This is a genomic window from Mesorhizobium sp. M0522 (assembly GCF_040321085.1).
Taxonomy (GTDB): domain Bacteria; phylum Pseudomonadota; class Alphaproteobacteria; order Rhizobiales; family Rhizobiaceae; genus Mesorhizobium.
The window spans coordinates 1-13,808 of the sequence record NZ_JAMYQW010000075.1 but is presented as its reverse complement, the minus strand read 5'-3'; the positions used below and the strand labels follow the sequence as shown (position 1 = coordinate 13,808).

Annotated in this window: 7 protein-coding genes and 4 pseudogenes; 7 read left to right on the top strand and 4 right to left on the bottom strand. The window is 58.9% G+C overall.

Annotated elements, in window-relative coordinates; genetic code table 11:
- Nucleotides 1-683: 683 nt before the first annotated feature.
- Both NKI58_RS34860 and NKI58_RS34855 read right to left on the bottom strand, forming a co-directional pair.
- Nucleotides 684-1,523: a 4'-phosphopantetheinyl transferase family protein gene (locus tag NKI58_RS34860; RefSeq protein ID WP_352854474.1), complete on the bottom strand. Its 840-nt coding sequence runs from the start codon at nt 1,521-1,523 to the stop codon at nt 684-686.
- 131 nt (nt 1,524-1,654) lie between these two features.
- Nucleotides 1,655-3,350, bottom strand: a pseudogene (locus NKI58_RS34855) (insulinase family protein).
- A gap of 637 nt (nt 3,351-3,987) precedes the next feature.
- Here NKI58_RS34855 and NKI58_RS34850 point away from each other — a divergent pair.
- A pseudogene (locus NKI58_RS34850) lies at nt 3,988-4,203 on the top strand (ATP-binding protein); the annotation flags it as partial.
- Here NKI58_RS34850 and NKI58_RS34845 read toward each other — a convergent pair.
- Together NKI58_RS34845 and NKI58_RS34840 are read right to left on the bottom strand one after the other, a co-directional pair.
- Nucleotides 4,201-4,697, bottom strand: a pseudogene (locus tag NKI58_RS34845) (transposase); the annotation flags it as partial. The pseudogenes NKI58_RS34850 and NKI58_RS34845 sit on opposite strands and share 3 nt — an antisense overlap.
- An 8-nt stretch (nt 4,698-4,705) precedes the next feature.
- Nucleotides 4,706-5,212 (bottom strand): annotated as a pseudogene (locus tag NKI58_RS34840) (3-hydroxyacyl-CoA dehydrogenase NAD-binding domain-containing protein); the annotation flags it as partial.
- A gap of 870 nt (nt 5,213-6,082) precedes the next feature.
- Between NKI58_RS34840 and NKI58_RS34835 the strand changes: the two are divergent.
- The 6 genes from NKI58_RS34835 to NKI58_RS34810 all read left to right on the top strand — a co-directional run bounded on the left by NKI58_RS34835 (nt 6,083) and on the right by NKI58_RS34810 (nt 13,199).
- Nucleotides 6,083-7,666 (top strand): ABC transporter substrate-binding protein, encoded by a 1,584-nt coding sequence (locus tag NKI58_RS34835; RefSeq protein ID WP_352854471.1) that lies wholly within the window; start codon nt 6,083-6,085, stop codon nt 7,664-7,666.
- Between the two features lie 17 nt (nt 7,667-7,683).
- The gene (locus tag NKI58_RS34830; protein WP_352854468.1) at nt 7,684-8,622 is read left to right on the top strand and encodes an ABC transporter permease; all 939 of its coding nucleotides are present in this window, start codon (nt 7,684-7,686) and stop codon (nt 8,620-8,622) included.
- 1 nt (nt 8,623) lies between these two features.
- Nucleotides 8,624-9,517, top strand: a complete 894-nt coding sequence (locus tag NKI58_RS34825) for an ABC transporter permease (protein WP_352854467.1) — start codon at nt 8,624-8,626, stop codon at nt 9,515-9,517.
- A complete protein-coding gene (locus NKI58_RS34820; protein WP_352854466.1) occupies nt 9,514-10,521 on the top strand; it encodes an ABC transporter ATP-binding protein in 1,008 nt (335 codons plus the stop codon). The genes NKI58_RS34825 and NKI58_RS34820 overlap by 4 nt, the downstream gene beginning before the upstream one ends.
- Nucleotides 10,518-11,561, top strand: coding sequence for an ABC transporter ATP-binding protein (locus tag NKI58_RS34815; protein WP_352854465.1), 1,044 nt, complete (start codon nt 10,518-10,520; stop codon nt 11,559-11,561). The genes NKI58_RS34820 and NKI58_RS34815 overlap by 4 nt, the downstream gene beginning before the upstream one ends.
- Before the next feature lie 99 nt (nt 11,562-11,660).
- Entirely contained in the window at nt 11,661-13,199 is a 1,539-nt protein-coding gene (locus NKI58_RS34810; RefSeq protein ID WP_352854464.1) for a serine hydrolase domain-containing protein, read from the top strand.
- The last annotated feature ends 609 nt before the right edge of the window (nt 13,200-13,808 follow it).

Below are 13,808 nucleotides of genomic sequence, written 5' to 3'. Positions count from 1 at the left end.
CAGCGCCTCCGCGGCATGGGTCATCGCTCCCACTGTCCATGGCCTGCGCGGCTTTACCGCCAACCAGTCGCCGAAGCCGCTCCACTAGGCGTCCCGAGGAAGGTCGATCCGCATCTTCGGCCCGCTCCTGTCACCGATTCGGCCGATCTTCTCAAAGAAGGTCGACTGCTCGATGAACCAGAGGCGCTCGCTCTCAGCGGTGCGGTCCAGATGGCCTGACACGGCCATGGAGTCGGAACCGGTTTCGAATATTACCAGCGCGGTGAGCGGATCCGCGCCACGCTTCCATAGCCGCACGGCGCGTACGACCGGCGATCGCCATCAGTTCAGCTTCCTCATTACGGCCGAGGACGGTGACCGATACAGGATCTTTGCGTTTCATGCACCTTTTCCTGATGCGGATGGAGGAGGATCTCGGCACCAAGCTCCGATTGGGTGGCGACTGATCGCCACGATACCGGCCATTCGCCACGGCCCTATCATCGTACGAGGCGCTATGGACCTGACTATCGCCCGTCGCCGGGACGGCATTGCTGCCGAATGGTCTCGGCGCAAACGCTGATCTGGACACGGCTGGTGCCGCTTCTGGCAGCGGCTTTTTGGGGTGAGGTTCCGAGCCGAGACCCGGTGGCGACACGGTCGAAAAGAAAAAGGACAGACCGCTATATTTACATGCGTCTCGGCTAATCACACTTGCTTCGTACCCGACGCACGGCTAGCCAAGTTAATACCCGGTCGGCGGTGATGTTAAAGCGGATGTCATAGGATTCGCCCGCAGGTAACTCCCGGCAAAGGGTTTGTGTTAGATGCAGCCGCAAGCATCCGTTTGCTGGGGGCGTCCGTAGTTCAGCACAGTCGAACCCAAAAAAGCGCCGCACCACCGGGTAGAGTCCTTTGAAGAGTGTTTCCTTTGCCGAAAAGAGCAGCGTTGCTAGCTGATCAGGAGGGAGCGCCGTCTGTCGTGCAATCAAGGCACGTTCTCGCTGGTTAGCCGCCATGGTCAGGATCGATTTCAGCGCATGGCCGCTGGCTATCGCTTCGACGTCAACACCGACTTGCCAGCCTGGATCGCATTTGGCGAAACAGACGCAATGTCCCCGTGCATGGGTTATTGAACCAACAGAGCCTTTTGGCCACACTGGGGCGCGGTCGAAACCGATGGGAATCTCGGTAGCATGTTGGCCCAGCGCCTGCAACGCCGCGTGCGCCATCGCGCGACCGGCCAGAAATTCAGCACGGCGTAGCGGTAGTGCGGTCGACAAGCTGGGAGGGAAGCTCAAGGCGAGCTTTTGAAACAGATCTTCCGCGTAGCTCTTGAAATCGAACCGGCCATGCACAAGAACTGCATCGACGTATCCCGTGTCGTGCAAGGTGACGTCTTTAAGAAATCCGAGCGAACGGGCAGAAAGAGCAATGAGATGCCTGACGGCCGAGGCGCGCATGCCGGGGGCCGCGCTCGCCGCCACAGACCCCTTCGCCGTAGACCCAGTGATCTGCCCAATTTTTATTGATTGATGATCCAAGGCAGGAGTTCCGTTCTGACGCCAGCCTGACATTATTGATCAAGTTCGCGACCGCTAGGCTAAGCTATAGAATAGACAGCGCTGCGGAATCGCGCCCGAGATGAAGATGAGGAAGGTGGTACTCTTCCGACTTACCCTTTGGCGCCCAACGCCGGGCCAACGATCATAATGGTACGCTCGGCGGATAGCAGCTTCTTCGCCGCTGCCTTGACGTGGTCGAGCGTCACCTTATCGATGAGAGCTGCGCGCCGCTGGATGTAGTCGATGCCCAGATTGTCTAGCTGCAGTTCGACCAGCGTGGCTGCAATCGAGCTGGAGGAATGCAGATTGTCGAAGGGAAAGGCGCCGATCAGATGTTTCTTGCTTGCCTCGAGCTCGGCCTCCGTCGGCCCCATCTCCGCCAAATCCTTCACCACCTGACGAACGATACTCAGCGTCTCGACGGCGCGGTTCGAGCGGGTCGCCGTCGTGACCCTAAACTCATCAGAATGCTCGTAATCGACCAGATAAGAGTGGACGCCATAGGCAAGGCCGCGCTTTTCTCGCACCTCTCGTACAGGCGTGAGGTGAAGAACGATCCGCCGAGGATTTCGTACGCGGCGAAGAATTGTGGGTCGCGCAGTGCGACGCCTGGAAAAACCAATTGCAGCGAGGTCTGCGGGAGATCGTAGTTTACCTCTACCTGCTGGCCGAGTTCTGCGGCAACATCGGCGACGGGAGAAAGCGTCTGCTTCTCGGCGCAATTCGCCAAACAGATGGTCGAGCTTATCGCCGAGTGTCTTCGCGTCGATATCGCCGACCAGGGCGACATGGAGCCCGTCGCGAGCGAAAGTCGCCTTGTGGAAGGCGCCGAGATCGGCCGCCGTTATGCCGGCGAGGCTCACGTTGGTGCCTTCGCCGGACCTCGAATAGGGATGCATGCCGTAGAGCGCGCGCCGCCATTTGCGCTTAGCGATCGCCTCTGGGTCGCGCTCATTGGCGATAATGCCGGAGATCGTCTGGCCGCGAATGCGGTCGACCACCTCCTGATCGAAGCGCGGCTTGTTGACAGCGAGCCTGAGCAGATCGAAAGCTGCGTCCTGTTGTGCGGAAACCATGCGCATCGAGCCATCGATGCGGTCGCGTCGCGCGCTGAAGCTCATCTCAGCGCCCGCATCGTCAAGCTTGACCTGAAAGGCATCGCTGTCGAGATCGCCAGCGCCCTCCGCGAACAGGGCGGTCAGCAGATACGCGAGCCCCTCCTTGCCGACCGGGTCCTGGGAGGTGCCGCCCGCGAAGACAAAGCGGATGGCGGCGATCGGCGCAGTTATGGTCCTTCACCAGCCAGGCGTTGATGCCTTTTTCAGATTTCCGACGGCGCTCCTCCAGGATTACGTCCCGCTCGGTCTTGACGACCTCCGCGGTAAGGATGAGGTTGCGCATCCGGCCGGCCTCAAAGCCCATCATCCGTTCGAGGCCCGAGTGCGCTACCGTCCCGTAGAAAGCGGTGTAGTCGTATGAGGTGAAGGCGTTTTGGGAGCCTCCTATGTCGACCACGGCGCGGTGGAACTCGTCGGCGGCGTGGTTGCTCGTGGCCTTAAACATCAGATGTTCGAAGAAATGCACCATGCCGGATTTGCCTGGCGGTTCGTCGGCGCTGCTGATCTTGTACCACACCATATGGGTGACGATCGGAGCGCGATGATCGGGGAGGACGACCACTTCCATGCCGTTATCGAGCAGGAAATCCGTTACCTTGCTGTCATCGTTAGCGGCCAGGACCGAGGGCCATTGCGGTCGCAATGAATGCCTTGCGCAGCCAGTGGCACCGAAGTTTGATCGATCCATTCGGTTGTGTTGTCGGATCGAAAAGCAAGGTTTGAGGTAAAGTGAATTGTTCCTCATTTTGAAAACGCGACGTCCCAGTCTCCCCCGTGCGAGGATCGGCGGGCAGCGCCGAGCCAGAGGAGCAACCGCCCTCATGGTATCAGGCCTTGCTCGGTATTTCTCGGTGGGATGATCATTGGACGACTTCTCTTTGGCCCGTGACGCATTTGCGCAGACGAAGCAGGTACCGTGCCAGATCAGAAAACGGTTCGAGGCAAGTGAGTATATCGAGCTCTGCTGTGTTGCATGTCCGACATTGCCGGACACGCGACATCGCCGACGACGCGCTTGCGGCGACGATACCTTCCTCGTTCGGAAGTCGATTGAGGGCGCTGCGTGGGAGGAGGGGCATAAGATACGCCTCGGCCTGGCCACGGTCCTGAGAGGGTTAGAATCGAGATGTTGGTGGTCGCCGCGGAACCGTCCTCGACACGCAGAGGAGGGTCGATGCTGAACGGAGAGGAGTCAGAAGCGTGGCGGGCCCGAGCACGCCGGCCTCGTCAAATCAACCAGGAAATCGTCGATTTGGTTGCGCGAAGACGGATCTCTCCGCGGATACGCCAAAGTTGATCGAAGTGGCCTGTAAGCTTTAAGGCCATATCTTCCCTTCGCCCAGGCCGGCGGGCAGTTGCTCTTCCATCTGGTCTCGAAGCTTTACGAACGCACCTCGATCATCATCACCACCAATCTTGCGTTCGGCGAATGGCCCACTGTCTTCGGCGATGCCAAGATGACCACCGCGCTGCTCGACCGGCTCACCCATCATTGCGAAATCGTCGAGACCGGAAACGAGTCATGGCGCTTCAAGAACCGCCTCGATGCGGGCGCAGACGCGACGCTCAAGTTTCCAGGACTTCGCCTTGTAGTGGGCTCTCGGCATAGCCGCGCAGCACAGACTTGCGCTCGAGCGCACGGCGCGTGCGGACGTCGTTGGCGCTCTCGTCGACGAGCCGCCGGAGAACCGTGTTGCCGGGCAGTCCGAAGATGTAGTCGATGCCGTTGTCCTCGCACCAGGCCATGACTTGCGCCCGGCCGTAATGGCCATCGCCGTGCAGCAGGATACGGATGGTCGGCCAGCGGGCGCGGATGCGCCGCACAAGACGGCGCAGATGGCCGCGGATCTCCTTGCCCGTCGGCGTCTTGCCGGGACGCAGGATCATGGCGACCGGGCGGCCGGTGGCGGCGTCAGAGACATGGATCGGCAGGAAGCAGCGCTCGTCGTAGTGGGCGTTAAAGAGCGACAGCTGCTGATGGCCATGAACGACATCGAGTATCGTCGATGTCGAGCGTCACGCTCTCGGGCGGCGCGGCATTGCCAGCATAGCTTTGGCTTCGTCGAGCGCGGCTCTGGCAGTCTCTTTACCTCCCGCGAGCTCAACTAGTGGGAGCAAATATACAGGATTGAAGGGATGGCCGACCAATAGCCGCTCAGGGTGTTTCATGTCTCGCTGAAGATCAGTCGGCCGTAAGGCGGAGGTTGAAGAGCCGATTAGAGCTTTGGAGTCGGCGGCCGCATCGATCCTCGTCAGTACGCTACGCTTCAAATCCAGGATTTCAGGAACGCTTTCCTGGATCCAGTCGACGTCGGCAACTGCTTCTTCGAGAGAGGCACAAAAGGTCAGACTGCCCCGTTTGGGCAAAGGTGCCATCGTCAGAAGGGAATAGGCCTCCTCGGCATTGGCCATTACTTTCGAAACAAGACGTCGAGCTTCGGGATGGGGATCATAGACCTTGACGTCGATACCGGCCAGACAAAAGCGGGCAATCCAGCCGCCGCCTATGACGCCACCGCCTACGCAAGCGGCCTTCCTAATTTGGACCATTGAACGGTATCCTTCCGAGGTTAAGTCTTCGAAACGCAGCAGGCCGGTGGTCCCTCGTGCGCCGATTATCTGTTGTCGACCTGCCACCGAGTTTCATCCAGTGGCGATTAGAGCCTTGGCCGTTAGAGAGATCATCCAGTCCTTCCAGGGTGCTGGCCGCGACGCGATACGACAGGAGTCGCCCCTCGATCGAGGGCGTCGACTTCCGGGCGGTGATTGCCGACAAGCGTTCGATGCCAACTGGATTATCGAGGCGATTTAACGAGCGCCGGGCAAGGATCGTCATTCTCGACTACGACTAAAGCTGCCAATCCAGATCGACGCCGAGATCTAAAATGGCGCATCATCGAGAACCTTTTTGCCAAGCTCGAGGCCTTCAAAGGCATTACTATGCGCAGCGAAAAAACCGATCAGGACTTCACCGCCATGAACTACGCCTGTGCCGCCAGATGGTGGCACACTCCACGATGGGCACCGACATTGCGCTACCGAACCGCCGGTTTGACAAGCTGAGTTACCCAAATTCCCCATTAAACTTCAACTCGCCGAGCATCTGGTTGACGGAAAGTGACCAGATCGGCACCCGCTTTGAAATGGCCCTTTCAGCCTGCCCGTCATTTTGCGAATAGCCGCATATTTGCTCATGCTAAGTTGAGTACAGATGCCATCACGATCCGAATGGGCGGACGAGGCGGTGAGGGGGAGGCCATGAAGAAGCAGACACTCCGCATACGCTGACATTGCCGGGCGTACTTCGTCGCGCCGCGCAACATCAATATCCATCTGGCGGTCGAACGAACCCAGTTGAATTGCCTTAATTCAGTGGATGACCGGGCGCCAATCGCTCAGCCAAAAGGGAGGAAACACATCATGGAAGATTGCGTATGGAGTGTGAATCGCCGCGCCTTTCTCAAGACCGGCGCTGTGCTCAGTGGCGGATTAGTAGCTGCCGGCATGCCATTGTCGCAAGCCATCTGGGCTGCCGAGGGCAAGGTTCTCAAGGTGCGTTCCACAATTAACATGACGACGTTTGACCCCGGGTTTTACTCTCTGAACCACGAAGTAGATGTGATGAACTGCATCTATTCGAAGCTCACGCGCTACAAGGCGGGTTCCCAATGGGGGTGGGAACTGGAAGCGGCAGAAAAAATCGAAAAGGTTGATCCCACCCATATCCGCTTCCGCCTGGAGAAGGGAATCAAGTTCAGCGGCGACCATGGCGAGCTGACTGCGAAGGATGTCAAGTTCTCGTTCGAGCGCATCATCAAACATAATTCACCTGTCAAAGTCGATTGGGGTTCGCTCGATCATGTTGATATCGAAGATGACCATACGGGCGTGATCGTGCTCAAGACGCCTTTTGTGCCGCTCTGGATGATGTCGCTCCCCGCTGCGGTTGGGCATATCGTTTCCGAAGATGCGGTGATAAAGGCAACAAATGACGGCGGTAACTTCGGCACGAAGCCGCCCGCTTTCTCCGGCCCGTATGTGCTCGCCGACTGGAAGTCCAATCAATATACACTTCTGACGCGCAATCCGGACTGGACGGGACCGAAGCCCGGCTTTGACGAAATTCGTATCGTGCCGATGGATGACGTCAAGTCGGCGGAACGCGCCTATCAGGCAGGCGACATAGACTTCACCGAGATCAGTCTCGATTCTCTTCTAAATTTCAAGAATAATCCGCCCGTCGACACCAAGATTGAGGAGCGCCCCTCGCTCGATTGCCGATGGATCGGTATGAACATGGATCACCCAAAGCTTAAGGACATCAATGTCCGCAAGGCGATCCAGTGGGCGATCAATGTGCCGCAGATCCTTGATGCCGCTTATTCGGGTCAAGCAGCGGTGGCAACAGGACTCATTGCTCCAGGTATTGTCGGTCATCGCGACAAGGCGCTTGTGCCACCGGAAGGCAATGTTGAAAAGGCCAAGGAGTTTCTGGAGAAAGCCGGGCTGGCCGATCTGGCCCTTACCATCGACACACTCAACGATAGCTTGTCTTTGACTATGGCCCAGACAGTTCAGGCGCAATTGTCGCAGATCGGCATTTCCCTTCAGATCAATTCCCAAGATTCCGGCTCGTTCTGGACGCTCGGCATGGAATCGGAAGGCGAGCGCTGGAAAGAGGTGCAGCTAATCTCAAACTTGCTCGCCTCGTTTCCGGATCCGGCTTATCCGGTGTCCTGGTACGTGCGAGCTCAGGTCGGTATCTGGAACTGGGAACGCTTCCGCAGCGAACGTTATGATCGGCTGGCCGCAGAGGCCGTCACGATAGACGACCCGAATGCGCGGGCGAAGCTGTACCAGGAGATGCAGGACCTTATGGAGGATTCCGGCGCCTATCGGTTCCTAACCCATGGGGGAACGCCGATCGTGTATCGCACCACGCAAATGCAGACCGCAACTCGACCGGACGGGTACCCACTGTTCCCGGCGTTCAAGCCGGTCTAGGCTGGACGCAGACGGACATGTGGCTCTACTTCCTGAAACGGATCGTCCTCGCGGTCGCAATTATTGCGACCGCAGTGACGCTACTGTTCCTGATGATCAGGGCGGTGCCCGGCGATCCTGCGGCGATTCTGCTCGGACCAAGGGCAACCCCGGAAATGAAGGCCCTGCTTCATCAGCAGATGGGACTCGACAAGCCGCTCGTTGTGCAGATCATCACGTTCTTCAGCGGGTTGCTTCATGGCAATCTCGGCTTTGACGTGTTCAGCCAGAGGCCTGTTGCCGACATTGTCTTCGAGCAAATGCCCTATACGATCGAACTGATTTCGGTCTCGATCTTATGGGCGGTCGTGGTAGCCGTGCCGCTCGGCTGTTACTCCGCGGTGCGGCGAAACTCCTTCGTCGACCAGGTGGCGGGGGTCCTGACGGTCGCGACAATCGCCATTCCTTCCTTCGTCGTTGCGGTCTACGCGCTGCTAATTTTTGCGGTGACCCTGCGCTGGTTGCCAGCGATCGGAGCCGGTGATGGCTTCTGGGATGGACTTATCCATCTCATCCTTCCAGGCTTTGCTATAGGGATTGGCTGGGTCGGCTACATTTCGCGACTGGTACGTGCATCCATGCTTGAGATCCTTAGTGAAAACCACATACGGATGACCCGCTCGTTCGGAATCTCGGAATGGCGGATCGTTGCGCGCTACGCTCTGCCGCTCGCGATCCTGCCAACCGTAACCATACTCGGCGTAGGCATAGCCTGGCTGCTTTCGTCCGCAGTCTTTATCGAAGTGGTCTTCGCGAGACCTGGCGTCGGCGCTTTGATTGTGAAAGCGGTCAATACGCGCAACTATCCGATTGTGATGGGCGTGGTCCTCGTCACTACGTTCCTTATCGTTGCCGCCACGACGCTCTCCGATGTGGTCAACGCATTTCTCGATCCGCGAACCCGGGAAAAGTTCTGACATGGTAAGCGTTGGTGCCATCCGTTCCGAACCCAACGATGAAATGGCTATCGGCGCCTTTCGCAGCTTTTTGCAGCAATTTCGCAAAAACCGCGTGGGCGTGCTCGGAGCTGTGCTTGTCATACTCATAGCAGTAATTGCGATCTTCGCTCCGCTGTTGATCACGCACGATCCGATCCGGATCATGGTCGGGCCGCGTCTGGCCGCACCTTCACTGGATTTTCTGCTGGGTACCGACCAACTGGGCCGCGACACGTTTTCTCGCACTATCATGGGTGGCCGCATCCCGCTCCTCGTTGCTTTCGCCTCGCTCGGTAGTTCGCTCGCAGTCGGCCTCGTCCTTGGTTTGATTGCAGGGTTCGGTCCTCGCTGGCTCGACAATTTGCTTCTGCTTGTGTTCGATACGATCCGCTCGTTTCCAAGTATCATTTTCGCGCTGGCCATGATCGCGCTTCTGGGACCAAGCCTGGCGAGTGTCATCCTAGTCATCGCAATAACGTCCATGCCCATTTACGCTCGTGTCGTGCGCACCCAGACAGAAGCGCTGCGTAGCAGCGAGTACGTCGCTGCGGAGCGCAGCATGGGGGCCGGAACGACACGTATCCTCGCTGTGCACATACTGCCTAATGTCCTAGGCCCGCTTCTCATTCTGGTGAGCATGGACGTTCCGGCCGTCATAGCCGTAGAGGCAGGCCTCAGCTTTCTCGGAATGGGCGTGCGACCACCGACGCCTGATTGGGGAGCGATCCTCAATGATGGTTATAGCTACATCAATCAGACGCCCTGGCTCGTCATCGCCGGCGGCATTCCAATCGTCCTCGCAACGCTCGGCTTCACATTTTTGGGTGAGGCGCTGCGCGACATATTCGATCCCAAATTGCGGAAAGACCTATGAGACTGACACAGCATATGTCCGTCCGACCGCTTCTTGAGATCCGCGGGCTTAATCTCGATTTCGGTACGCCGTGTGGGCGCGCCCATGCCCTGCGCAACGTTTCGCTCGATGTCCCGGCTGCACAGGTGGTTGGCATTGTCGGCGAAAGTGGATCCGGAAAATCGACGCTCGCATATACAGTGATGGGCTTGCTGGCCGAAAATGCAGATGTGACATCCGGCAGCATCCTGTTCGAAGGTAAAGACCTGCTCAAAATGCCCGCTCAGGCGCGTCGGAGCCTGCTCGGCGATCGTCTTTCGATGATTTTCCAGGACCCGATGACCGCACTCAATCCCGTGCGGACTATCGAGAGCCAGATGATCGATATCCAGCACCACGAACAAGGCAGCCGGAGTGAAAAGCGCGCTCGTGCTCTAGAGATGCTTCACCGGGTCGGAATTCCCGATCCCCAAAGCCGTATCGGCTCCTATCCGCATCACTTCTCTGGCGGTATGCGTCAGCGTGTTTGCATTGCCATGGCGCTTCTTGTGAAACCGGCGCTCCTCGTCGCCGACGAGCCAACCACCGCGCTTGATGCAACGCTGGAAGTGCAGATCATTCATTTGCTCAAGGACCTGCAACAGGAGATCGGCTGCTCGATTCTGTTCGTCTCCCACCACCTCGGAGCGGTGGCCGAGTTGTGTGACCGGGTCGCCGTCATGTATGGGGGCGAGGTGGTGGAGGAGGGGGCTGTACGGGACATCTTCCGCAATCCTGCTCATCCATACACGCGCGCGCTGCTTGAGTGCGATCCCGGGCGGATCAAAAAAAGCACGCGCACTTTGCCGACCATACCCGGCGAGGTCCCGAGTCTCCTTGGCAACAAGAAAGGATGTATCTTCCACACCCGGTGTCCCCAGGCATTCAATCGCTGTGTGCAGGAGAACCCGGTCGAGTACCGCATCGGAGTGGACCAAGTCGCCCGATGCCATCTCCTCGACGACGCGCGGTTGGTTTCGGCATGAGCGCGCTGCTTCGAGTTCAGGACCTTCGGGTCCGCTTCCGCACCATGGGTCCGCTAAAGGCGCTCGCCACCGGGACGAACGCCCCTTTCATTGACGCGGTATGCGGGGTCTCCTTTGAAATCTCCAAGGGCGAGACACTCGCTATTGTCGGTGAAAGCGGCTCCGGCAAATCCACTATAGCGCGCACGATAATCGGCCTGCAGCGGGCTGTGGGCGGCAGCATCAGCCTGGACGGAAAGGACATTGAGGAGCTCACCGGAGCCGAACGCAAGCCATACTTGCGACGCATGACGATGATGTTCCAGGATCCGGTCGGCTCACTCTCGCCGAGGTTGACTGTTCGGTCGCTCCTGACGGAGCCTTTCCGGATCTACGGGCTGAAGGATCGCGATGCCGGAAGCGAAGCCGAGCGCCTGCTTCGGATGGTCGGCTTGCCGGCGGATTTTGCTCGCCGCTATCCCCATCAGCTTTCCGGCGGCCAGGCAAGGCGCGTTGGTATCGCACGGGCTCTTGCGCTGAATCCGGACTTGATTATTGCCGATGAACCGACCGCTGGCTTGGACGTCTCGGTGCAGGGCGAGATGCTCAATCTCCTCGCGCGGCTTCAAGACGAACTCGGCATGGCGATCCTGATTATCACGCACAATCTTAACGTTGTGCGCCACATGACCGATCGCATGGCGATCATGTATCTCGGCCGCTTTATTGAGGTTGGCTCGACCGAGCGTATCTTCGATCATGCGCAGCACCCCTACACCGAGGCGCTGCTTGCGGCCAATCCCGAGCCTGATCCGGATGCGGTGCTCAACAGGATCGAGCTCAAGGGTGAGGTGCCGAGCCTGATGAGGCGGCCATCCGGCTGCGAGTTCCACACCCGTTGTCGTTACGCGCAGGATATCTGCAGCCGCGTCTTCCCCGAACCTTCAACAAACCCGGATGATATGGAGCACAGCTTCAGATGCCATTTCCCGCTCGAACGTGAAACTTCGATGCCGTTGGAGCAGAGACGGCTGTCTCTAGCTGAACCAACCCTGAAATGACTAGTCATCCATCGCTCCTCTCAGACCATGCGAAGAAAATAGAAATAAAAGGTCGCTGAAGTGAGACTGAGTGAATACATAAAGTACGATGCCCTCGGTTTGGCCGCGCTCGTTTGCGCGGGCAAAGTGACATCCGCGAAATCGATGCGGCTGGCCCGCGAGGCGCCGGACGAGGTCAATCCGCGCGTCAACGTCGTTATCGAGTTCTACGAAGATGCAGCGCTCGTCGCCTCCGCGCTCACGGGGCTTTTCTGGCGTGCCATTCCTTCGCAAGAATCTCGGAGCTACCGAAGCAGGTCGTCCTCAAGACAAAAGAAGCCGGCAATTCAAAGGCTACCACCAGCACCGACAGCTTCTTTTTTCGTCGCGCACGGGCCGCCGGGCTCACTGCCCTCGGCACGACGACGACATCGGAACTTGAGAGTGAAACCATTCAAACGCGCGCAACGTGCGCTCGTTGATCAGTCCCAAAAACAACCCCAACTTGGAAAAGCCCGCCACATGACGCTGCCCTCGATCGCCAATCCCGACCTCGCCATCGTATTCGATAACAAGCCGCGCTGGAACCTGCCCGACTACCGCCGCCGCGGCTTCCATAACCTCCACACCACGGTGCGCTATGCCATGTCGCTGCGCGCCCCCCGCGTCCAGCCGCTCAGGAAGGACGTCGACTGGACTATCGGCGAGCGGCCCGGGGTCGCACGCTATCTCGCCATGCCACATTTCTCGGCCTTCGTCGTGGTGCGCGGTGAGCGTATCCTCTATGAGGCCTATGCGCCGGACTTCGGGCCCGAAAGGCCGCATTCCATTCAGTCTATTACCAAGACGACGCTCAACCTGATGCTCGGCCGCGCAGTGGCCGACGGCCTCGTCAATCTCGATGACCAAATACGCAAATATCTCCCGGAGATCGGCACGGGATACGCCGAGGCGACCGTCAAGGCGGTCGCCGACATGAACGTCGCCAACGACTTCATTGAGGACTACAGCGACCCCTACGCGCCGATCTACGACTGGGAGCCCGCCTTCGGCTGGCGCCTGCCGCTGGATGGTCAGAAGGAAGGGACGACCCGCTCCTTTATCTGCGGCATCACCGGCGGTGACCTGGCGAATCGCACCGGAGAGGCGCTGTATAAGTCGACCAACACCGATGTGCTCGGCTGGATCGTCGAGCGCGTCAGCGGCCGGCCGCTACGCGACTGGCTGATCGAGATCGTCGAGGCGGCAGGCCTCGAGGGATGCTTCCATATCAGCTGTGACCGCGAGGGTGTCCCGCTGGTCTGCGGCGGCACCTGCCTCACCGCCCGCGATCTCGCGCGCTACGGCCTACTGTTTGCGCGCAAGGGCGAGGGTGTCGATGGCCGTCGCGTCGGAGATGCCGCCTTCATCGAAGAGACCCGCCGTAATCCCGGCCCTGTCTATCCGAAGCCGCGCGACTGGATGCGCTATAGCCGCCAGACGTTCACCGACGGAACCTGGCTCGGCCACGGCGGTTACGGCGGCCAATTCATGCTCGCGAACCCCGACACTGGCACCGTCGTTGTCTACTTCAGCGTGCTCGAGAACAGCAGCGCCATGGACCCTAACTTCTCCGGCCCTCTGGTGAAGATGATGGCCGAGCTCGCTGCGGAAACGTGAGTTGCTATAGACCGGGTGGGCAATCCGTGCGCTGGTCTTTGGATCTGGCCAGCGCGATGCTCGCGTTGTTCTCCTGTAGGGCTCAAGCAGGCCCACAATGAGTGTAAGCTGCACGTCGTCGGCCGGTCGCGGGCCATGCCCAGGGCGATGCGCTATCGAGCAAGCGCAGGACTCGCAAGCAAGGTAGCTGCCCATGTGAAAAAACACGCGCCCGTTGTGGAGTTCGTTGCGCTAGCGAGCGTGTACCCCTCGAAGACGCCCATTTCTTTGCATTCCCACTCTGGATTGCGCCAGACTTAATGACTTCCTGATCGTCATAGAAAAATGCGCCGTTGCCAGGCTCGAGAAAGGACATCTTTGATCTGCACTTCGTTTCGCTACACCTAAGATCGAACGAAGCATGAACGTTATGCGGCGTGGCGGAGCCACACCGAAAGTCTAAGCGACCGGAAACCTTCGGGCATCTGATGTTCTGCATCCCAGGTGTAGATGCCTGTCAGATTGATGTGTTCCCAGGTCAGCGGCGATTGCCGCCTTCAATGCTGCAACGGTCAAGCGCGCGTCGATCGACCGACCGATGGCGTAACCAACGACCTTGCGTGACCAGGC

Coding starts and splice junctions, on each gene's coding strand:
- NKI58_RS34820 (WP_352854466.1), top strand. CDS start 9,514: ATGAGACTGACACAGCATATGTCCGTCCGACCGCTTCTTGAGATCCGC.
- NKI58_RS34825 (WP_352854467.1), top strand. CDS start 8,624: ATGGTAAGCGTTGGTGCCATCCGTTCCGAACCCAACGATGAAATGGCT.
- NKI58_RS34815 (WP_352854465.1), top strand. CDS start 10,518: ATGAGCGCGCTGCTTCGAGTTCAGGACCTTCGGGTCCGCTTCCGCACC.
- NKI58_RS34835 (WP_352854471.1), top strand. CDS start 6,083: ATGGAAGATTGCGTATGGAGTGTGAATCGCCGCGCCTTTCTCAAGACC.
- NKI58_RS34830 (WP_352854468.1), top strand. CDS start 7,684: ATGTGGCTCTACTTCCTGAAACGGATCGTCCTCGCGGTCGCAATTATT.